This window comes from Enterobacter cloacae complex sp. SHL018 (assembly GCF_049237905.1).
In the GTDB taxonomy this organism is placed as follows: Bacteria; Pseudomonadota; Gammaproteobacteria; order Enterobacterales; family Enterobacteriaceae; genus Enterobacter; species Enterobacter hormaechei_C.
Genome location: NZ_JBMKJE010000002.1, coordinates 204,011 through 223,731 on the forward strand (window position 1 = coordinate 204,011; position 19,721 = coordinate 223,731).

Genomic DNA, 19,721 nt, shown 5'->3' on the forward strand with positions numbered 1-19,721 from the left:
TAGTACAGGGTTAGTTCAGGAGCGTTGCCCAGTGTTCAACCCAGGGATTTGACTCGCTTTCTGGCTCAGGGTGTTCACCCGCATCAATCAGCAACATCTCTCCGACGCGCTGAGCGCTCTGTTCCTGCAACAGCGCGTCGAACTGTTTACCGCCGCCGCAGAAATTAGCATAAGAGCTATCGCCGAGGGCGATGATGCCATAGTGAACATCTGGCTGATAGCCGAGCTGGTCTTTAATGCCCTGGAAAAGCGGGACGATGCTGTCCGGCAGATCGCCCTGCCCGGTGGTGGAGGTCACCACCAGGATGTATTTATCTTTATACTTTTCCCAGTCCGCCAGCTCCGGATCTTCATAGACCGTTGCTTTATGGCCCTGGTTTACAAGGATTGCTTCCGCTTCCTCCGCCACCAGCAGCGAGTTGCCGTACATCGTGCCGACAAAAATGCCTACTTCAGCCATGCTTTGCTCCCGTAATTATTGCGCTTGCTGTTCATCCTGAACGTTGACTGCGGCAAACTCAACCCTTTCATTTTCGGGGAGTTGTCCCAGCCAGCCAAACTGTGACAGCGCCTGCATCCAGACCTCGTCCAGCCCCGCGCGAATAGTCAGCGGTTCGCCGGTAAACGGGTGCGTCAGGCGTAGCTCGCTGGCGTGCAGCATCAGCCGGTTACAGCCAAAGTGCTCGGCCGCGCTGCGGTTCTGGCGCAGATCGCCGTGCTTGCTGTCGCCGATAATTGGGTGGCGCAGATGTGCAAGATGGCGGCGAAGCTGGTGCTTGCGCCCGGTTTTGGGCAAAAGCTCAACCAGACTGTATCGCGTGGTCGGAAATTTGCTGGTCGCCACCGGCAGTTCTGTGGTCGCCATACCGCGATAGTCGGTCACCGCAGGCTGCGGGCCTTTATCTTCGCGGGCAAATTTATCGGCGATTTTATCCAGTTCCTCCACCAGCGGATAATCAAGCGTGGCGGAATCCGTCAGCCAGCCACGCACGATGGCGTGGTAGCGCTTTTGCATCTGGTGCTGCTCAAACTGCTGCGAAAGCAGTCGACCCGCCTCACTGGAAAGCCCCATCAGCAGAACGCCAGAGGTTGGCCGATCCAGACGATGAGCAGTAAAGACGTGCTGACCGATCTGATCGCGCACGGTTTGCATGACCACGACTTTCTCATCGCGATCGAGCCAGCTACGGTGCACCAGCCAGCCGGACGGTTTATTCACCGCCACTAACCACTCATCCTGATAAAGGATCTCAAGCGTCATGCATCGTCACCGGCGAAAAGCGCATCGAGCTTTTCCAGCTCCACCAGCATCATGGCACGCGCTGGGTGGGTCGCTTCCAGCGCCATTTCGTAATAGGGAGAGACGGCAAAAGACGCGGGCAACGCGTGACCACCTTCCAGCAGCGCGTGCATACGCGGAATTAAGACCCACTGGAGCCACTCGAACGGGGCCAGCGTATCCAGACAAAACGGTTGGGTGCTGGCGAACGCGTCTGGCTGCGGCGCGTTATCCTGCCACAGCTGATGCTGGCGCATAAGGGCTTCGATGGCGTGCAACTGCGCACGAACGTTGTCATGATGCGACATATATACCTCAACTGAAAAACGGAATGGCGCGAAGCATAGCATTGCGGAAGACAGAAATAAAAAAAGGGAGCACTGTAAAAACAGTGCTCCCGGTTCGTTTCGCAGCATTCCAGCTACAATACGTGCTCCCTGCTCATCCGTGACAACTTTTCCTGATGCCCGAAGGCCTGGTCATCCCTTTACCTTTTGCTTCCTGCTCACATCGTCCTGATGTGTAGGTTTCATCCTGAAACGTCCTGGCCATCCTGACCCACCGACCATCCTGACCGGCTCTCGTTCTCCTTCCTGGAGGTGTCCCTTACGCATCCTGCGTGATCCACTTTGCTTCATCCTGAAGCCTTCCTGCGGCGTCATCCTGACGTGTCCCTGGTAAGAAACGCCATCATCCTGATGTTCGTTTCTCGTGTCAGCATCCTGTCGACACAGATAGAATCCGCTATTCTGCTTCGTCTTACAACCCACCTTGTAAGCAATGTAAGCCAGGCGAAACGGGGGATTTCCTTTCAGAAAACCACTAACCTGTTGAAAGAAAAGTTAATATTAATCTGAAATTCCTAAGGCAACGCTAATTGTTTCGGCGATGTCTCACAGAGCGTGTAAGAGATCTCTCACACGCCCAGTAGCATCATGGATTACAGAAGCGGCTCAATTTGAGTAAGAAAATCCGCAAGTGAAGGCGCGAGAACGTCGCGATTGCGGGTGCCGAGCGTCTCTTTGATGACCTCGCCAGACAGGTTGCAGACAGAAATGACGTCCAGTTCACTGTCGAGCGTCGCAATAAAAAGAGTCGGAGAGAGCTTAAGGCGTTTTTGCGTGACCAGGTGACCAATGAGGTTTTCCTGAACGCGTTGCAGATCGTCTTCGCTCCAGGTTTGCAGCAGCGTCAACGGCTGTCCTGCAAAACATGCAGTCATATCCCCGGCAAACTGCGTGGTATAAAATGCATGAAGCGCAGGTTGTATCACAAGGTCCATCGCGCGTTCAACCGCATTTACATTCTGCTCGCCCGTGAACGGTTTCGGTTGCCAGATAACGTAATCATCCTGCGAAGCGATAATGCACGGTGACGGCACGCCATATAAGTCAGTACTTTGCGGCCACGTCCCCCGCTTTTCATGCCAGGCATCGCAATAGCGGGTCGTGAAGGACGTCAGGGCATTTGCAGTTTCGATATCCACCGATTTCTCTCTTCTTGTAAGACAGGATAAACTCAGCCCATAAGTGTACCTGTAAAGTGGCTATGAAACATGTCTTACGAAAATCATCAGGCGTTAACGGGCTTAACGCTGGGTAAATCGACCGATTACCGCGACACCTACGATGCAAGCCTGTTGCAGGGCGTGCCGCGCAGTCTGAACCGCGATCCGCTCGGGCTGCACGCTGACGCGCTGCCGTTTGTCGGCGGCGACATCTGGACGCTGTACGAACTCTCCTGGCTGAATGCGCGCGGTCTGCCGCAGGTGGCCGTGGGCCACGTCGAGCTGGATTACGCCAGCGTAAACCTGGTCGAATCCAAGAGCTTTAAGCTCTATCTCAACAGCTTTAACCAGACCAAATTCAACAGCTGGGACGAGGTGCAACAGACGCTTGAACGTGATTTAAGCGCGTGCGCGCAGGGGAACGTAACCGTCTCGTTATACCGTCTGCATGAGCTGGAAGGACAGCCTGTCGCCCATTTCCACGGCACCTGCATCGACGATCAGGACATTGAGGTGGAAAGCTATGAATTTAGCACCGACTACCTGGAAAATGCGGCGGGCGGAAAAGTGGTCAACGAGACGCTGGTCAGCCATCTGCTGAAATCCAACTGCCTTATCACCCATCAGCCGGACTGGGGCTCGGTACAGATCCAGTACCGCGGCCCGCAGATTGACCGTGAAAAGCTGCTGCGTTACCTGGTGTCATTCCGTCATCACAACGAATTCCACGAGCAGTGCGTGGAGCGCATCTTCAACGACATCCAGCGTTTCTGCCAGCCCGAAAAGCTGAGCGTTTACGCCCGCTACACCCGTCGCGGCGGCCTGGATATCAATCCGTGGCGCACCAATACCGATTTTGTGCCTGCCACCGGACGGCTGGTGCGCCAGTAAGATAAATATTTTCACAATATGCGGGCGGTATTCCGCCCGAAGTGTTGTGAAACGTCATAAGCCAGGGCTATTGTAATCAACAGGGAAAGACGATAATCGTCCCATAAGGAGCTCACTTGATTACACATATTAGCCCGCTTGGCTCTATGGATATGTTGTCGCAGCTGGAAGTGGACATGCTTAAACGCACCGCCAGTAGCGACCTTTATCAACTGTTTCGTAACTGTTCACTTGCCGTACTGAACTCCGGAAGCCTGACCGACAACAGTAAAGAGCTGCTGTCCCGCTTCGAAAGTTTTGATATCAACGTGCTGCGCCGCGAGCGCGGGGTGAAGCTGGAAGTGATCAACCCGCCGGAAGACGCTTTTGTCGACGGGCGTATTATTCGCTCACTTCAGGCCAACCTGTTTGCCGTGCTGCGCGACATTCTGTTTGTTAACGGACAGATCAGCAACGCCGGACGTTTCCAGCATCTTGACCTGGAAAGTTCCGTTCATATCACTAACCTGGTCTTCTCTATTCTGCGTAACGCCCGCGCCCTGCACGTGGGCGAAGCGCCGAACATGGTCGTCTGCTGGGGTGGTCACTCTATTAACGAAACCGAATACCTGTATGCCCGCCGCGTGGGGACGCAGCTCGGCCTGCGCGAACTGAATATCTGTACCGGTTGCGGTCCTGGCGCGATGGAAGCACCAATGAAAGGCGCGGCAGTAGGTCACGCGCAGCAACGCTATAAAGAAGGCCGTTTTATCGGCATGACCGAGCCGTCGATCATCGCCGCTGAGCCGCCTAACCCGCTGGTTAACGAACTGATTATTATGCCGGATATCGAAAAACGTCTTGAGGCGTTTGTCCGTATCGCGCACGGCATTATTATCTTCCCGGGCGGCGTAGGTACGGCGGAAGAGCTGCTTTATCTGCTCGGGATCTTGATGAACCCGGCCAACAAAGATCAGGTTCTGCCGCTGATCCTGACCGGCCCGAAAGAGAGCGCCGACTACTTCCGCGTGCTGGACGAGTTTATCGTGCATACGCTGGGCGAAGACGCGCGCCGTCACTACCGCATTATTATTGACGATGCCGCAGAAGTGGCCCGTCAGATGAAAAAAGCAATGCCGCTGGTGAAAGAGAATCGTCGTGATACCGGTGATGCCTACAGCTTTAACTGGTCCATCCGTATCGCACCGGATCTTCAGATCCCCTTCGAGCCGTCGCATGAGAACATGGCGAACCTCAAACTCTATCCGGATCAGCCGGTGGAAGTGCTGGCTGCCGACCTGCGTCGCGCCTTCTCTGGCATCGTGGCGGGGAACGTGAAAGAGGTGGGGATACGCGCAATTGAAGAGTTTGGCCCGTATAAGATCCACGGTGATCCGGAGATGATGCGCCGCATGGATGATATGTTGCAGGGCTTTGTCGCTCAGCACCGCATGAAGCTTCCAGGCTCTGCCTATATTCCGTGTTACGAAATCATCAAGTAAAGCGACATTCCTCTCCTCTCAAGCCGGATCGTCATCCGGCTTTTTTATTCGTGTTGTAATTCATAGCGATCTTCAATGTTATTAACAAATCTGACGTCTGCGCAAACGATTACCTCGTTTTTGAAACCATAAATAATCAGCCTTAATCGAAATTACCCGCCAGAAAATCCTAAAATCCCATTTCTTTACAGCGAAAGACACCTATCTCGCGGGTCGACCTTTTCGAAAACATGTCGTTAATGGTAGCCTTCGCGCCCGTAAATTCTCTTTGATGTTTTTTTAACAGATAAATGGTCTAAAGATACCCACATCACAAGTGGATTATTGCATTTGGGATCGAGATCACTGATAGATTCATAACTAGAATGTATCTTTCCGCCCGCCAATAGTTACGGGCAAAAATTATTAAAAAACCGTCACTGAACGAATTTCATATTACCGTCAGGCGCTTTTTCATCGGATTTGACTAAAAACCTGACAATTTGCTTCCTCCAGGAGATACAGATGGAAACCACTCAAACCAGCACCGTTGCTTCGATTGAATCCCGAAGCGGTTGGCGCAAAACGGATACCATGTGGATGCTTGGCCTGTACGGCACAGCAATCGGCGCTGGTGTACTGTTCCTTCCTATCAACGCAGGTGTCGGCGGTATGATCCCGCTGATCATCATGGCCCTCATTGCCTTCCCGATGACCTTCTTTGCGCACCGAGGCCTGACCCGCTTCGTGCTGTCCGGTAAAAACCCGGGCGAAGATATCACTGAAGTCGTTGAAGAACACTTCGGCGTCGGCGCAGGTAAGCTGATTACCCTGCTCTACTTCTTCGCGATTTACCCGATTCTGCTGGTGTACAGCGTTGCTATCACCAACACCGTAGAAAGCTTTATGATGCACCAGCTTCAGATGACCCCGCCGCCACGTGCGATTCTGTCCCTGATCCTGATCGTCGGTATGATGACCATCGTGCGCTTCGGCGAGCAGATGATTGTGAAAGCGATGAGCGTGCTGGTGTTCCCGTTTGTTGCGGCTCTGATGGTGCTGGCTCTATACCTGATCCCACAGTGGAACGGCGCTGCGCTGGAAACCCTGTCTCTGAGCAGCGCATCCACGACCGGCAACGGTCTGCTGCTGACCCTGTGGCTGGCGATCCCGGTGATGGTGTTCTCCTTCAACCACTCGCCAATCATCTCTTCCTTCGCAGTAGCGAAGCGTGAAGAGTACGGCAATGGCGCAGAGAAGAAGTGCTCCAGCATCCTGGCTCGCGCGCACATCATGATGGTACTGACCGTAATGTTCTTCGTGTTCAGCTGCGTGCTGAGCCTCTCCCCGGCGGATCTGGCGGCGGCGAAAGAGCAGAACATCTCTATTCTGTCTTACCTGGCAAACCACTTTAACGCACCGCTGATTGCGTGGATGGCGCCGATCATCGCAATTATCGCCATCACCAAATCCTTCCTGGGCCACTACCTGGGCGCACGTGAAGGCTTCAACGGCATGGTGATTAAATCTCTGCGTGGTAAAGGCAAGACCATTGAAATCAACCGTCTGAACAAAATCACTGCGCTGTTCATGCTGGTGACCACCTGGGCGGTAGCCACCCTGAACCCAAGCATTCTGGGCATGATTGAAACCCTGGGCGGCCCGATTATCGCGATGATCCTGTTCCTGATGCCGATGTACGCGATTCAGAAAGTGCCTGCGATGCGTAAATACAGCGGCCATATCAGCAACGTGTTCGTTGTTGTGATGGGCCTGATTGCCATCTCCGCTATTTTCTACTCGCTGTTCAGCTAATACCTCCTGCGCCGTCTGCGGACGGCGCACTTCTCCCCTCTGACTGAAGCAATGGACGCATCATGATTAGCGTATTCGATATCTTCAAAATCGGTATTGGTCCTTCCAGCTCTCACACCGTCGGACCAATGAAAGCCGGTAAACAATTCACGGATGACTTGATTGCACGCGGCATTTTGCACGACATCACCCGCGTGGTTGTCGATGTATATGGTTCCCTTTCCCTGACCGGTAAAGGCCACCATACCGATATTGCCATTATCATGGGGCTGGCGGGTAATCTGCCGGATACCGTAGATATTGATGCAATACCTGGCTTTATCCAGGACGTGAACACCCATGGTCGTTTGCTGCTGGCGAACGGCGAGCATGAGGTTGAATTCCCGGTTGATCACTGCATGAATTTCCATGCGGATAACCTGTCGCTGCACGAAAATGGCATGCGCATTACCGCGCTGGCCGGTGACAAAGCGGTTTACAGCCAGACGTATTACTCCATCGGCGGCGGGTTTATCGTCGACGAGGACCATTTTGGTCAAAGCACTAATTCTGCCGTTGACGTGCCGTACCCGTACAAAAACGCGGCCGACTTACAGCGTCACTGCCAGGAGACAGGCCTTTCTCTCTCCGGCCTGATGATGAAAAACGAGCTGGCCCTGCACAGCAAAGAGGAGCTGGAACAGCACTTCGCTAACGTCTGGGAAGTGATGCGCAGCGGCATTGAGCGCGGGATCACCACCGAAGGCGTGCTGCCGGGTAAACTGCGTGTTCCGCGCCGTGCGGCTGCGCTGCGCCGCATGCTGGTCAGCACCGACAAAACCACCACCGACCCGATGGCCGTCGTCGACTGGATCAACATGTTCGCGCTGGCGGTGAACGAAGAGAACGCCGCGGGTGGCCGCGTCGTCACCGCGCCAACCAACGGGGCGTGCGGAATTGTTCCGGCGGTTCTGGCGTATTACGACAAGTTTATCCGTGAAGTGAATGCAAACTCACTCGCGCGGTATATGCTGGTCGCCAGTGCGATTGGCTCACTGTACAAGATGAACGCCTCGATTTCCGGCGCGGAAGTGGGCTGTCAGGGTGAAGTGGGCGTCGCCTGCTCTATGGCGGCGGCGGGTCTGGCCGAATTACTGGGCGCAAGTCCTGCGCAGGTTTGTATTGCGGCGGAAATCGGCATGGAACATAACCTGGGGCTGACCTGCGATCCGGTCGGCGGACAGGTCCAGGTGCCATGCATCGAGCGTAACGCCATCGCCTCTGTGAAAGCGGTGAACGCGGCCCGTATGGCGCTGCGTCGTACCAGCGAACCGCGCGTCTGCCTCGACAAGGTTATCGAAACCATGTACGAAACCGGTAAAGATATGAACGCCAAATACCGCGAAACTTCCCGCGGTGGCCTGGCGATGAAGATCGTCACCTGCGATTAAGCCTCTCAGGAAGCCTCGTTTTGCGAGGCTTCTTCCTGTTTTCCCCACCATTCATAGTTTCATGCTGCGCTCAGTGTTACCCTTCACCCATTAGACAGAAGGGAGATTATCTGTGGCCGTTCATTTGCTTATCGTCGATGCACTTAACCTGATTCGCCGTATTCATGCAGTACAGGGCACCCCCTGCAAGGACACCTGTTTACACGCGCTGGAGCAGCTCATTCGCCATAGCGAACCCACCCACGCTGTTGCCGTATTCGACGATGAAGCACGCAATACCGGCTGGCGGCACCAGCGCCTGCCGGACTACAAAGCCGGACGTGCGCCGATGCCGGACGATCTGCACGCAGAAATGCCCGCTATCCGCGCGGCCTTTGAGCAGCGCGGCGTTCCGTGCTGGGGCGCCCACGGTAATGAGGCTGACGATTTAGCCGCAACGCTGGGGGTTAAAGTCGCGAGCGCCGGGCATCAGGCGACTATCGTTTCAACCGACAAAGGCTACTGCCAGCTGCTCTCTCCAACGATCCGCATCCGGGACTACTTTCAAAAACGCTGGCTGGACGCGCCATTCATTGCCAGCGAGTTTGGCGTATCGCCTGAGCAACTGCCGGATTACTGGGGGCTGGCGGGGATCAGCAGCTCTAAAGTGCCGGGTGTCGCCGGTATTGGACCCAAAAGCGCCGCACAGCTGCTGACGGAGTTTCAGAGTCTGGAAGGAATTTACGCCAGGCTTGATGAAGTGCCGGAAAAATGGCGCAAAAAGCTGGAGGCGCATAAAGAGATGGCGTTTATCTGCCGGGAGGTGGCGACGCTACAGACGGATTTACAGCTGGACGGGAATTTACAGCAGTTAAGGTTAGAACGTTAAAACAACTACACGATTTTGTAGGCCCGGTAAGCGCAGCGCCACCGGGCGTTACAAACGTTATCGCTCGTCGCGACGCCCACCCACTGCCGCCCACCAGCGACGGATATGGACCGTCACTTCTTCGCGGTCGTGATAAAGCTGACGCGCCTGGATTTCCGCGTTAATCCCGTGTTCGTCCAGCTGCTGCTGAATATAGGCCAGGTTCTGCGACACCTCTTCGTAGCGCTTTTTCATCGGCAGCTTGAGGTTGAAAATCGTCTCACGACACCAGCCGTTCACCAGCCAGGAGGCCATCAGCGCCGCGACTTTCGCCGGTTTTTCTACCATGTCGCACACCATCCAGGAGATGTTGTTGCGGTTCGGGCGATAGCGGAAGCCGTCCTCACGCAGCCAGGTGACCTGCCCGGTATCCATCAGGCTTTGCGCCATCGGGCCGTTATCCACAGACGAAACCCACATATTGCGTTTCACCAGCTGATAGGTCCAGCCGCCCGGGCACGCGCCAAGGTCGACGGCATACATGCCGTTTGCCAGACGTTCGTCCCACTCGTCCGCCGGGATAAAGACGTGAAACGCCTCTTCCAGCTTCAGGGTTGAACGGCTCGGCGCATCTGCCGGGAAGCGCAGACGCGGGATCCCCATAAAGAACGGCGAATTATTGGTGGTATACGAGTAGCCGGCGTAGCAACATCCTGGCGCAATAAAGAAGATATGCACGACCGGGCGCTTTGGCGTTTCGTAGTTTGTCAGCACACCCGCATCACGCAGCGCCGCGCGCAGCGGCACGGTGAACTTACGGCAGAACTTCATCAGCTCTTTGCTTTCGTTGGTGTCGGCCACTTCCACGCGCAAATCGCCGCCCTTCTCCACCACACCCTGCAACAGGCCAACAATCGGCGTGATGCGATCTTCCGGCGGAAGATCTTTCAGCAGTTCGCCCGCGACAAACATCTGACGGGCGAAAATCAATGAGCTGAACGGCAGTTCGCGCGCCAGCTTGTCGGCATCATCAGGCTGATAGCATTCAAATACCACATAGCCCGCGTTCTCTTTGACGCGAGCGAATCCGAAGACTTCACGCTTCGCCGCTTTATCGGTGATTTCCGCGGCGCACTCTTTCTCAAACCCCGGGCGACAATATAAAACAACCTTATTCATGAACAACGCCCTTGCGTTTCAGACGGATAGCTCCGATAAACATTAACACCCAACCCGCCAGGAAGCTGACGCCGCCGACAGGTGTAACAAACGCCCACAGGCGTAAATGCGACAGCGCCAGACAGTAAAGACTGCCGCTGAACAGTACGGTACCCAGCGCCAGAAAGACGCTGCTCCAGTAAAACCAGATGCTGATGCGGCGCTGCATCGCCACCGCCAGCCCAAAAATTGCCAGCGTGTGGAACGCCTGATATTCAAGGCCGGTCTGGATCCAGCCCATCTCCACAACGCCCAGAGATTTGCTTAAGACATGCGCGCCAAACGCGCCCAGAGCTACAAAAATAAAGCCACTCACCGCGGCGAAAATCAGCATGAATCGGCTGGTCATGTTTAAGTCCTGAATTGATGCGTGCCCGGCACACAAACGTTATTGTTCATACCTGAAGCGGAATTTTTCTTGCTCGCTTGCCGCTTTCGCCAGTATCCACTGCCGGAAAGCGGCTATTTTACCCAGTTCTGCCTGACTGTCATGACAAACCAGATAAAATGCATTCTTGCTGACCAGTACATCGTTAAATGGGCAAACCAGACGGCCTGCCTCAATTTCGGACTGCGCCATAACGTTGTTTGCCAACGCCACGCCCTGCCCGTGAATAGCAGCCTGTAGCACCATCGCGCTGTGGCTAAAAATGGGACCCTGCTGCACGTTTATATGATTAAGACCTAACTGGCGGGTATAAGTTTGCCAGTCGCGACGCGAAGCATCGTGCAAAAGCGTATGTTGCGCCAGATCGGCGGGCGTTTTGAGCGCTTTATCCCCCGTCAGCAGCAGCGGTGAACAGACCGGCAACAGATATTCTGCGTATAATTTTTCCACACGCAAGCCCGGCCAGTTACCGCGACCGTAAAAAATCGCCACGTCCACATCATCTGCCAGCTTGTCTTCCTGACGGTCCACCGCCTGGATTCGGACATCGATTCCCGGATAAGTTGAGTTAAAGCTTGAGAGTCGCGGCACCAGCCACTGAATGGCAAAACTGGGCAATAAACTCACAGTCAGGGCGCCTTTTGCGCTCCGGGCCTGAAGTTTGCGCGTGGCTTCCGTCAGCTGGGAAAAAATCTCTTTAATATCCTGAAAATAGCTCTGCCCCTCTTCGGTCAACAGCAACGAACGGTTGCGTCGACGGAACAGCTTAAGCCCCAGAAAATCCTCCAGAGACTTGATTTGATGACTTACTGCGGCCTGTGTCACAAAAAGCTCATCGGCTGCGCGGGTGAAGCTGAGGTGGCGTGCTGCTGCATCAAAAACACGTAATGCATTTAGGGGTGGCAATCGCTTGGACATGGTTATCTGGCTTAGATGTTAACGAGATTTAACATATAGGAAACAACGTTTAACCTATTAGTTTTTTTTATCTGAGCCATTATAATTTGTCCGTTGAGGAACTACCAGCAAATACCTATAGTGGCGGCACTTCCTGAGCCGGAACGAAAAGCTTTTTTTGGAATGCGTGTTCTGAAGGGCTTTTGGCTTACGGTTGTGATGTTGTGTTGTTGTGTTTGCAATTGGTCTGCGATTCAGACCACGGTAGCAACGCTACCAATTTTTCACTTCCTGTACATTTACCCTGTCTGTCCATAGTGATTAATGTAGCACCGCCAACTTGCGGTGCTTTTTTTTCGCTTATCTAACTGTTAATGCTCGATTTCCTTCATCTCTTTCACGTCACTGCGGTTGATCTGCTGTTTGTTCCCGTTAGCATCTTTGTATGAAATCATCCCGGTATCATTATCGGTTGTCGGTTTCCCTTCAGAGACGATAGATCGACCATCGTTGGTATGCATTACGTAGTTATTACCAGAACAGGCGCTCAGGGCAAAGGTCAACGCACAGGCAGAAATGATTGCAGCTGTCTTTTTCATGATTATCTCCTTTAGCAATTAATGCTATTCAAACCTCGATTTATAACAGGCTAAAACATCCGCCTAACACTATTTAGCATAACCTGCTTTTTCAGACTCGCCAGGATAAGCAGACAAATCTGATAGATATCAACTTCCTTGCCCTGCCGATGAATTTGCGCGACGATCGTAGAATCGATATGAGGAATTCCATGAACGCTTTCAGTCCTGCGCAGTTTCGCGCACAGTTTCCTGCGCTGGCCGATGCCGGCATTTATCTTGATAGCGCCGCCACGGCCCTTAAACCGCAGGCGGTGATTGAGGCAACCCGCCAGTTTTACAGCCTGAGCGCCGGGAACGTGCACCGCAGCCAGTATGCCGACGCGCAGCGCTTAACGGCGCAATACGAAGCCGCACGGGATCAGGTCGCGCGCCTGATCAATGCTGACAGCGGTAAGAACATCGTCTGGACGCGGGGCACCACCGAGGCCATTAACATGGTGGCGCAATGTTACGCGCGTCCGCTGTTGCAGCCCGGGGATGAGATCATCGTCAGCGAGGCGGAACACCACGCCAACCTGGTACCCTGGCTGATGGTGGCCGAACAAACCGGGGCACAGGTTGTAAAGCTCCCGTTGGGTGCGGACTTCCTGCCTGACGTGGCGCGTCTGCCTGAGCTGATTACGCCGCGCAGCCGTATTCTGGCGCTGGGGCAGATGTCCAACGTCACCGGCGGCTGCCCGGATCTGGCGCGTGCCATTGAGATTGCCCATGCCAGCGGCGTGGTGGTGATGGTCGACGGTGCGCAGGGTGTGGTGCATTTTCCGGCTGACGTTCAGGCGCTGGATATCGACTTCTATGCCTTCTCAGGACACAAATTGTACGGGCCAACCGGTATCGGCGCGCTGTACGGCAAAGCTGAACTGCTGGCCCGGATGACGCCGTGGCTCGGCGGCGGCAAGATGATTACCGAAGTCACCTTCGACGGTTTTAAAACGCAGGATGTACCCTACCGCCTGGAAGCCGGTACCCCAAACGTGGCCGGGGTTATCGGTCTGAGCGCAGCGCTCGAATGGTTGGCAGAAACGGACGTGGTTCAGGCTGAAAGCTGGAGCCGGGGTCTGGCGACGCTGGCGGAAGAAGAACTGAAAAAACGTCCGGGTTTTCGCTCGTTCCGCGTCCAGGACTCCAGCCTGCTCGCCTTTGATTTCGCGGGCGTGCACCATAGCGACATGGTGACGTTGCTTGCCGGATACGGCATTGCCCTGCGTGCCGGACAGCACTGCGCCCAGCCGCTGCTGGCGGCCATTGGCGTGAGCGGTACCCTGCGCGCCTCGTTTGCACCGTACAATACAAAAAGCGACGTCGATGCGCTGGTTTCCGCCGTCGACCGCGCCCTGGAATTACTGGTGGATTAATGACAAGTTCAGCTTTAGCCGGGCACCCGTTCGGCACCGTTATTACTGAAGAGACGTTAAAACAGACCTTCGTCCCGCTCACGCAGTGGGAAGATAAATATCGTCAGCTGATCCTGCTGGGTAAACAGTTGCCCACGCTGTCAGACGAGCTGAAATCACAGGCGAAGGAGATCGCAGGCTGCGAGAACCGCGTCTGGCTTGGGTTTAGCGTATCCGGAGAGAAACTGCATTTCTTCGGCGACAGCGAGGGACGCATTGTTCGCGGTCTGCTGGCGGTGCTGTTGACCGCAATCGAAGGGAAAAGCGCCGCAGAGCTGCTGGCGCATTCTCCGCTGGCGCTGTTTGATGAGCTGGGACTTCGCGCGCAGCTTAGCGCCTCGCGCGGTCAGGGACTGATTGCGCTAAACGACGCGGTACTGGATGCCGCCCATCAGGCTCAGGCCTGACGTTCCGCCTTCGCCATCATCTTCTTCAGGGCGTGAGAGACCGCCACAAAGCCGAAGGAGGCGGTCACCATGGTGGCCGCTCCAAACCCTGAGGCACAATCCATCCGCTTTGGCCCTTCCGCCGTGCTTTTCATTGCACAGACCGAACCATCCGCCTGCGGATAAACCAGCGCTTCTGTCGAGAACACACAGTCCACGCCCAGCTTGCCTTTGCTATTTTTCACCACGTTGAAGTCGCTTTTTAAGCGCTCGCGTAGCTTAGCGGCCAGCGGATCCTGAATGGTCTTCGCCAGATCCGCCACCTGGATCTGCGTCGGATCAATTTGTCCACCCGCGCCGCCCGTTGTCACCAGCGGCACCTTGTAACGACGACAGTAAGCGATCAGCGCCGCTTTTGGCCGCACGCTGTCGATGGCATCAATCACATAGCTGTAGCCTTTGCTCATGTACTCCGCGACGTTATCTGCCGTCACAAAGTCGTCGATCACCGTCACACTACACTCCGGGTTGATGAGACGAATACGCTCCGCCATCACCTCGGGCTTCGCCAGACCGACGTTATCACGCAGGGCGTGGATCTGACGGTTAGTGTTAGTGACGCAGACGTCATCCATATCAATCAACGTAATTGCGCCAATGCCGGTTCTCGCCAGCGCTTCTGCCGCCCACGAACCCACACCACCAATGCCCACCACGCAGACATGCGCATCCGCGAACAGTTGCAGGGCTTTTTCACCATATAACCGTGCCGTGCCGCCGAAACGCTGGCGCCAGGCATCGCTGATTACCACAGACATAAAACCTCAGATGTAAAAAGGGTGAGGTATTCCTCACCCTGAACCGTAATCCGTCTTGCCCTCAGAATACCACAATCAGCCGCTGAATACGTTTCCGGTACCCGGCGCTGCCTTCAGCACCCACACGCGTCCGTAGTGGTTATACCAGCCTGCACGATGGCCGGCATCCGGGCCGATGCCCTGATAAATGTCGAAGTGCTGGCCTTTGATCGCCCCACCCACGTCCAGCGCCACCATCAGGCGTAATTCATACTTGCCATTGAATTTGCCGTTGTTGTCGAGGAGTGGAACTTCCGCCAGCAGCGTAGTACCTGCCGGGATAATCGAACGATCCGATGCCACAGAAGCGCGGCCAATCAGCGGGACGGCGCTCGCCCCTTTCACCGGCGCAAAGTTCTGCGGTTTGAAGAAGACAAACGATGGGTTCTGCTCAAGCAGCTCACGCACTTCCGCTTCGCTGTGTTTTTCGCCCCACTCGCGGATCGCCTGCATCGACATATCTTCTCGTTTCACTTCGCCACGGTCGATGAGCACCTTACCGATGCTGCGATAGGCATGGCCATTTTTCCCGGCGTAGCTAAAGAAGTTCAGCGGCGAGCCGTCGCCAAAATCAATATAGCCGCTGCCCTGCACGTCCATAATGAAGTTGTCCATCAGGGAGTTGCTGTAGGCCAGCACGTAATTTTCGCTCAGCGCGCCAGCGTAGATCTCGGCGCGGGACGGCAGACGACCGCGTTTCGGCGGCATACGGTAAATGGGATACTGGAACTCGCCCTGGCGTGTGTGTCGCGCCTGGACAACCGGGGTGTAGTAACCGGTAAACTGGACGTTACCGTAGTTATCCGCCCCCTCCATCTGCCAGGCATCGATACCAAACTGGCGCATATTGCGGGTATCACCGCCTGCACGCAGCCAGTCCTGCACGGCGCTATAGACGTTGTTCTGCGAACCGTATAAACGCGGAGAAGCAGTGCGGATCTGGTAGACCTGCTCGGAGAAGTCTCCGGCATTGATCGGAGCGCCCACGGCGTCTGGCTGGTTAACTAAAGAGAAAGGCTGGGATAACTTCCCGTCTTTATACTGTTGACCGCGATCGGTCGGTTTGGAAGAGCAAGCCGCAAGAATCGCCACCATTGCGCCTGTCATCAGATACTTCGCCCAACGTCCTTTCATTATATCTCGTCTTTTAGTTGCCCAATTCCGCGAGATGAAGATAACAAACCCACCGTGTTAATGAAATGCAATCGCCTTCCCTTTGGCAAATTCTGCACAAAAAATAGTCCAAAGTGGCTTTTACCGTTCATTTTGCATACAAAATAATGAATTATGTGAAAAAGGGGTTGCATCACAAACCTATCCGAGTATAGTGCGCTTCCACGGACGCGGGGTGGAGCAGCCTGGTAGCTCGTCGGGCTCATAACCCGAAGGTCGTCGGTTCAAATCCGGCCCCCGCAACCAATTAAAATTTGATGAAGTATCTTCTACGACAGTAGAAGTTTTTGCGAAGTAGTTCGAATCACAGCAAGGCGACGACGCAGTGAATCCTTAGGAACTTACTCCAGTAAGTGACTGAGGTGAACGAGGAAAGTCAACGCAGATGTGGTTTGAAATACGAAGCAAAAAGACGGACGCGGGGTGGAGCAGCCTGGTAGCTCGTCGGGCTCATAACCCGAAGGTCGTCGGTTCAAATCCGGCCCCCGCAACCAATCAAATTTGAAGAAGTAAGTTTCTACAAGTGTAGAAAGACGGACGCGGGGTGGAGCAGCCTGGTAGCTCGTCGGGCTCATAACCCGAAGGTCGTCGGTTCAAATCCGGCCCCCGCAACCAACACTTCTTAAAACAATAAACACCCTGAAGGGTGTTTTTTTGTATCTGGCGTTTGTGAAAATGCCGGGCATGATACCCGGCTTAATGCCCTACCCCCGCCGCGCCAGCGTTTCCCCGTCTGAGAAGTAGGCCCGGATCCCCGCCAGAATCGACTCCGCCACTTCCTGCTGGAATTTAGCCGTCTTGAGCTTACGTTCCTCTTCCACGTTACTGATAAACGCGGTTTCGACCAGAATGGACGGAATATCCGGCGCTTTCAGTACCGCAAATCCGGCCTGCTCGACGCTGTTTTTGTGCAGCTTGTTGACCCGGCCCAGCTTGCCCAGCACCGCTTTACCAAACTTCAGGCTGTCGGTAATGGTCAGCGACTGCACCATATCAAACATCGTATGGTCGACGTAACGGTCGCCACTTTTGCTCACGCCACCAATTAAATCCGAGGCGTTCTGCGTGTCCGCCAGGTATCTCGCGGCGGTACTGGTCGCCCCTTTCGTTGACAGGGCAAACACTGAAGATCCGCTCGGCTGGCGGCTGGTGAAGGCATCCGCGTGAATAGAGACAAACAGATCCGCGCGCTGCTTTTGCGCTTTTGCCACGCGGACCTTCAGCGGGATAAAGACATCTTCGTTGCGCGTCATGTAGGCGCGCATATTGCCCTCTTTGTCGATCAACGCCTTCAGACGACGGGCAATTTGCAGCACCACATCTTTTTCGCGGGTGCGATATTTCCCGACGGCGCCGGAATCTTCTCCGCCGTGGCCAGGATCGAGCATGATCACAATCGGGCGATCGCGCCCCGCCTTGCCCGGCTGTGGGCCACTTTGCGCTGGCGGAACCTGGCTGTCGAGATCGCCTTTGTTGTAATCCTCAAGTAATGCCAGAAGCGGATCCTGGATATCCGTCGCATTCGCCGGATAGAGATCCATCACCAGACGCTCCTTAAAGGCGGCTACAGGCGCAAGGGCAAAGAGCTGAGGTTTCACGTTCTGCTTCAGCTCAAACACCATGCGCACGGTTTGCGGATCGAACTGCCCGACGCGCGCCGATTTGATAAACGGATCGTCGCCACGGATCTGAGCTGCCATGCCTTTAAGCACGGAGTTGAGGTTTACACCTTCGAGATCAACCACCACACGTTCAGGATTGCTGAGGGCAAATTGCTTGTATTTCAGCACGCGATTGGACTCGACCGTCACGCGCGTATAGGTCGACGACGGCCAGACGCGCACCGCGACTACCTGGCTTGTGGCGGCAAGACCCACCTGGCTGACGCTAAGCAACCACATCGCCCCGGCCCCTTTTAACAGGCGGCGGCGGCTTATTGCTGAATTGGATCCCGACATGCTTCTCCCGAGCAAGAAATCTGATTGATGAACAAAACGCCCAAATTGACCGAAAACTTTAACGAATGACGCATAAACTGTCATCTATAAAAGGGTAAACAATCATACGTTAACGCACGGATTACTTATTATTTTCTGTGGGTCGCAGAAAATTTAGGCTTGCACACGCGGTCACAATCGAATAAAAATACAGAAATTACGAATAAACATTCACTAAGGGTTGTGTCATGGTTAAGGAACGCAGAACCGAACTGGTCCAGGGATTCCGCCATTCTGTTCCCTATATCAACACCCATCGGGGAAAAACGTTTGTCATCATGCTTGGCGGCGAAGCCATTGAGCATGAAAACTTTTCCAGCATCGTCAATGATATCGGCCTGCTGCACAGCCTCGGCATCCGTCTGGTGGTGGTGTATGGCGCACGTCCGCAAATTGAAGCCAACCTGGCCGCCCATCACCATGAGCCGATCTACCACAAACACACGCGCGTGACGGATGCGAAAACCCTCGAGCTGGTCAAACAGGCGGCGGGTCTGTTGCAGCTCGATATCACCGCCCGCCTGTCGATGAGCCTGAATAATACGCCGTTGCAGGGCGCGCACATCAACGTGGTGAGCGGCAACTTTATCATCGCTCAGCCGCTCGGCGTGGACGATGGCGTGGATTACTGCCACAGCGGCCGCATCCGCCGTATTGATGAAGAAGCCATTCACCGCCAGTTAGACAATGGCGCGATCGTTCTGATGGGCCCTGTTGCCGTCTCCGTAACGGGTGAAAGTTTTAATCTGACCTCAGAAGAGATTGCCACCCAGCTGGCCATCAAGCTGAAAGCGGAAAAAATGATCGGCTTTTGCTCCTCACAGGGTGTCGTGAACGATGAGGGCGTGATTGTGCCAGAACTTTTTCCGAATGAAGCCCAGGCGCGCGTCGAAGCGCTGGAAGCAGAAGGCGATTACTATTCCGGTACCGTGCGTTTTCTGCGCGGCGCCGTTAAAGCGTGCCGTAGCGGGGTGCGCCGCAGCCACCTGATCAGCTATCAGGAAGACGGCGCGCTGTTGCAGGAGCTGTTCTCCCGTGACGGGATCGGTACGCAGATCGTCATGGAGAGCGCCGAGCAGATCCGCCGTGCCACCATCAACGATATCGGCGGCATTCTGGAGCTGATCCGTCCGCTGGAACAACAGGGCATTCTGGTTCGCCGATCCCGCGAGCAGCTGGAGATGGAGATCGACAAGTTCACCATCATTCAGCGGGATAACCTGACCATTGCCTGTGCGGCACTTTATCCGTTCCCGGAAGAGCAGATTGGTGAAATGGCGTGCGTCGCCGTGCATCCTGATTACCGAAGCTCCTCACGGGGGGAGCTGCTGCTTGAACGCGTGGCGGCACAGGCGCGCCAGATGGGTCTGAGCAAGCTGTTCGTGCTTACCACGCGCAGCATTCACTGGTTCCAGGAGCGCGGCTTCACGCCGGTGGATATTGATTCCCTGCCGGAAAGTAAGAAAGAGATGTACAACTACCAGCGCCGCTCGAAGGTGTTAATGGCGGACCTGGGATAACAGTCACCCTCTCCTGCTGGA

At 54.9% G+C, this 19,721-nt stretch carries 19 protein-coding genes and 3 tRNA genes; 11 read left to right on the forward strand and 11 right to left on the reverse strand.

What is annotated here, in order from left to right:
* Positions 1-10: 10 nt before the first annotated feature.
* The 4 genes from ACOTY5_RS10765 to syd all read right to left on the reverse strand — a co-directional run bounded on the left by ACOTY5_RS10765 (position 11) and on the right by syd (position 2,765).
* Positions 11-460, reverse strand: a complete 450-nt coding sequence (locus ACOTY5_RS10765) for a flavodoxin (protein ID WP_023295346.1) — start codon at positions 458-460, stop codon at positions 11-13.
* Between the two features lie 15 nt (positions 461-475).
* Positions 476-1,261 carry a tRNA pseudouridine(65) synthase TruC gene (truC, locus tag ACOTY5_RS10770; RefSeq protein ID WP_045141978.1) on the reverse strand — a complete coding sequence of 262 codons (786 nt, stop codon included), beginning with the start codon at positions 1,259-1,261 and terminating at the stop codon, positions 476-478.
* Positions 1,258-1,587, reverse strand: a complete 330-nt coding sequence (locus ACOTY5_RS10775) for a YqcC family protein (RefSeq protein WP_017382834.1) — start codon at positions 1,585-1,587, stop codon at positions 1,258-1,260. The genes truC and ACOTY5_RS10775 overlap by 4 nt, the downstream gene beginning before the upstream one ends.
* A 632-nt stretch (positions 1,588-2,219) precedes the next feature.
* Positions 2,220-2,765, reverse strand: a complete 546-nt coding sequence (gene syd / locus ACOTY5_RS10780; RefSeq protein WP_045141977.1) for a SecY-interacting protein — start codon at positions 2,763-2,765, stop codon at positions 2,220-2,222.
* Between the two features lie 69 nt (positions 2,766-2,834).
* On the opposite strand from syd, the gene queF reads away from it, so the two are divergent.
* From queF to xni, 5 genes are all read left to right on the forward strand, one after another.
* A complete protein-coding gene (gene queF / locus ACOTY5_RS10785; protein ID WP_015571734.1) occupies positions 2,835-3,677 on the forward strand; it encodes an NADPH-dependent 7-cyano-7-deazaguanine reductase QueF in 843 nt (280 codons plus the stop codon).
* A 116-nt stretch (positions 3,678-3,793) separates the two neighbouring features.
* Complete coding sequence (gene ppnN, locus ACOTY5_RS10790) at positions 3,794-5,158, forward strand: nucleotide 5'-monophosphate nucleosidase PpnN (RefSeq protein ID WP_003862748.1); 1,365 nt, start codon at positions 3,794-3,796, stop codon at positions 5,156-5,158.
* A gap of 504 nt (positions 5,159-5,662) precedes the next feature.
* Positions 5,663-6,952 (forward strand): HAAAP family serine/threonine permease, encoded by a 1,290-nt coding sequence (locus ACOTY5_RS10795; protein ID WP_003862749.1) that lies wholly within the window; start codon positions 5,663-5,665, stop codon positions 6,950-6,952.
* Between the two features lie 62 nt (positions 6,953-7,014).
* A complete protein-coding gene (locus tag ACOTY5_RS10800; protein ID WP_015571736.1) occupies positions 7,015-8,382 on the forward strand; it encodes an L-serine ammonia-lyase in 1,368 nt (455 codons plus the stop codon).
* 112 nt (positions 8,383-8,494) lie between these two features.
* Positions 8,495-9,250 carry a flap endonuclease Xni gene (gene xni, locus ACOTY5_RS10805; RefSeq protein ID WP_045141976.1) on the forward strand — a complete coding sequence of 252 codons (756 nt, stop codon included), beginning with the start codon at positions 8,495-8,497 and terminating at the stop codon, positions 9,248-9,250.
* A 57-nt stretch (positions 9,251-9,307) separates the two neighbouring features.
* Here the strand turns inward: xni and rlmM are convergent, their stop codons facing one another.
* From rlmM to ACOTY5_RS10825, 4 genes are all read right to left on the reverse strand, one after another.
* Complete coding sequence (rlmM, locus tag ACOTY5_RS10810; protein WP_003862754.1) at positions 9,308-10,408, reverse strand: 23S rRNA (cytidine(2498)-2'-O)-methyltransferase RlmM; 1,101 nt, start codon at positions 10,406-10,408, stop codon at positions 9,308-9,310.
* A complete protein-coding gene (locus ACOTY5_RS10815; protein WP_003862756.1) occupies positions 10,401-10,796 on the reverse strand; it encodes a DUF423 domain-containing protein in 396 nt (131 codons plus the stop codon). The genes rlmM and ACOTY5_RS10815 overlap by 8 nt, the downstream gene beginning before the upstream one ends.
* Before the next feature lie 39 nt (positions 10,797-10,835).
* Positions 10,836-11,753, reverse strand: a complete 918-nt coding sequence (gene gcvA, locus ACOTY5_RS10820; RefSeq protein WP_003862758.1) for a glycine cleavage system transcriptional regulator GcvA — start codon at positions 11,751-11,753, stop codon at positions 10,836-10,838.
* A gap of 350 nt (positions 11,754-12,103) precedes the next feature.
* Entirely contained in the window at positions 12,104-12,331 is a 228-nt protein-coding gene (locus ACOTY5_RS10825) for a YgdI/YgdR family lipoprotein (protein WP_015571738.1), read from the reverse strand.
* Positions 12,332-12,522: 191 nt separating this feature from the next.
* On the opposite strand from ACOTY5_RS10825, the gene csdA reads away from it, so the two are divergent.
* Entirely contained in the window at positions 12,523-13,728 is a 1,206-nt protein-coding gene (gene csdA / locus ACOTY5_RS10830) for a cysteine desulfurase CsdA (RefSeq protein ID WP_015571739.1), read from the forward strand.
* Positions 13,728-14,174: a cysteine desulfurase sulfur acceptor subunit CsdE gene (gene csdE / locus ACOTY5_RS10835; protein ID WP_015571740.1), complete on the forward strand. Its 447-nt coding sequence runs from the start codon at positions 13,728-13,730 to the stop codon at positions 14,172-14,174. The genes csdA and csdE overlap by 1 nt, the downstream gene beginning before the upstream one ends.
* Here the strand turns inward: csdE and tcdA are convergent.
* Positions 14,165-14,971, reverse strand: a complete 807-nt coding sequence (gene tcdA, locus ACOTY5_RS10840; protein ID WP_045141975.1) for a tRNA cyclic N6-threonylcarbamoyladenosine(37) synthase TcdA — start codon at positions 14,969-14,971, stop codon at positions 14,165-14,167. The two genes, csdE and tcdA, sit on opposite strands and share 10 nt — an antisense overlap.
* Positions 14,972-15,046: 75 nt before the next feature.
* On the reverse strand, positions 15,047-16,144 hold the full coding sequence (mltA, locus tag ACOTY5_RS10845; RefSeq protein ID WP_015571742.1) for a murein transglycosylase A: 1,098 nt from the start codon (positions 16,142-16,144) through the stop codon (positions 15,047-15,049).
* A 208-nt stretch (positions 16,145-16,352) separates the two neighbouring features.
* On the opposite strand from mltA, the gene ACOTY5_RS10850 reads away from it, so the two are divergent.
* The 3 genes from ACOTY5_RS10850 to ACOTY5_RS10860 all read left to right on the forward strand — a co-directional run bounded on the left by ACOTY5_RS10850 (position 16,353) and on the right by ACOTY5_RS10860 (position 16,798).
* Positions 16,353-16,429, forward strand: a tRNA-Met gene (locus ACOTY5_RS10850).
* Positions 16,430-16,600: 171 nt separating this feature from the next.
* A tRNA-Met gene (locus tag ACOTY5_RS10855) sits at positions 16,601-16,677 on the forward strand.
* Positions 16,678-16,721: 44 nt separating this feature from the next.
* Positions 16,722-16,798: transfer RNA gene (locus ACOTY5_RS10860), tRNA-Met, on the forward strand.
* 89 nt (positions 16,799-16,887) lie between these two features.
* On the opposite strand, the gene amiC is transcribed toward ACOTY5_RS10860, so the two are convergent.
* Entirely contained in the window at positions 16,888-18,141 is a 1,254-nt protein-coding gene (amiC, locus tag ACOTY5_RS10865) for an N-acetylmuramoyl-L-alanine amidase AmiC (RefSeq protein WP_017382840.1), read from the reverse strand.
* A gap of 227 nt (positions 18,142-18,368) precedes the next feature.
* Between amiC and argA the strand changes: the two genes are divergently transcribed.
* On the forward strand, positions 18,369-19,700 hold the full coding sequence (gene argA / locus ACOTY5_RS10870; RefSeq protein WP_015571744.1) for an amino-acid N-acetyltransferase: 1,332 nt from the start codon (positions 18,369-18,371) through the stop codon (positions 19,698-19,700).
* Positions 19,701-19,721 lie beyond the last annotated feature (21 nt).

Excerpts from the sequence above, each read along its gene's own strand:
- csdE (WP_015571740.1), top strand. The coding sequence starts at position 13,728 with ATGACAAGTTCAGCTTTAGCCGGGCACCCGTTCGGCACCGTTATTACT.
- ACOTY5_RS10800 (WP_015571736.1), top strand. The coding sequence starts at position 7,015 with ATGATTAGCGTATTCGATATCTTCAAAATCGGTATTGGTCCTTCCAGC.
- gcvA (WP_003862758.1), bottom strand. The coding sequence starts at position 11,753 with ATGTCCAAGCGATTGCCACCCCTAAATGCATTACGTGTTTTTGATGCA.
- ACOTY5_RS10815 (WP_003862756.1), bottom strand. The coding sequence starts at position 10,796 with ATGACCAGCCGATTCATGCTGATTTTCGCCGCGGTGAGTGGCTTTATT.
- truC (WP_045141978.1), bottom strand. The coding sequence starts at position 1,261 with ATGACGCTTGAGATCCTTTATCAGGATGAGTGGTTAGTGGCGGTGAAT.
- ACOTY5_RS10825 (WP_015571738.1), bottom strand. The coding sequence starts at position 12,331 with ATGAAAAAGACAGCTGCAATCATTTCTGCCTGTGCGTTGACCTTTGCC.
- csdA (WP_015571739.1), top strand. The coding sequence starts at position 12,523 with ATGAACGCTTTCAGTCCTGCGCAGTTTCGCGCACAGTTTCCTGCGCTG.
- argA (WP_015571744.1), top strand. The coding sequence starts at position 18,369 with ATGGTTAAGGAACGCAGAACCGAACTGGTCCAGGGATTCCGCCATTCT.
- ACOTY5_RS10765 (WP_023295346.1), bottom strand. The coding sequence starts at position 460 with ATGGCTGAAGTAGGCATTTTTGTCGGCACGATGTACGGCAACTCGCTG.
- amiC (WP_017382840.1), bottom strand. The coding sequence starts at position 18,141 with ATGTCGGGATCCAATTCAGCAATAAGCCGCCGCCGCCTGTTAAAAGGG.
- mltA (WP_015571742.1), bottom strand. The coding sequence starts at position 16,144 with ATGAAAGGACGTTGGGCGAAGTATCTGATGACAGGCGCAATGGTGGCG.
- ACOTY5_RS10775 (WP_017382834.1), bottom strand. The coding sequence starts at position 1,587 with ATGTCGCATCATGACAACGTTCGTGCGCAGTTGCACGCCATCGAAGCC.
- rlmM (WP_003862754.1), bottom strand. The coding sequence starts at position 10,408 with ATGAATAAGGTTGTTTTATATTGTCGCCCGGGGTTTGAGAAAGAGTGC.
- tcdA (WP_045141975.1), bottom strand. The coding sequence starts at position 14,971 with ATGTCTGTGGTAATCAGCGATGCCTGGCGCCAGCGTTTCGGCGGCACG.
- queF (WP_015571734.1), top strand. The coding sequence starts at position 2,835 with ATGTCTTACGAAAATCATCAGGCGTTAACGGGCTTAACGCTGGGTAAA.
- ACOTY5_RS10795 (WP_003862749.1), top strand. The coding sequence starts at position 5,663 with ATGGAAACCACTCAAACCAGCACCGTTGCTTCGATTGAATCCCGAAGC.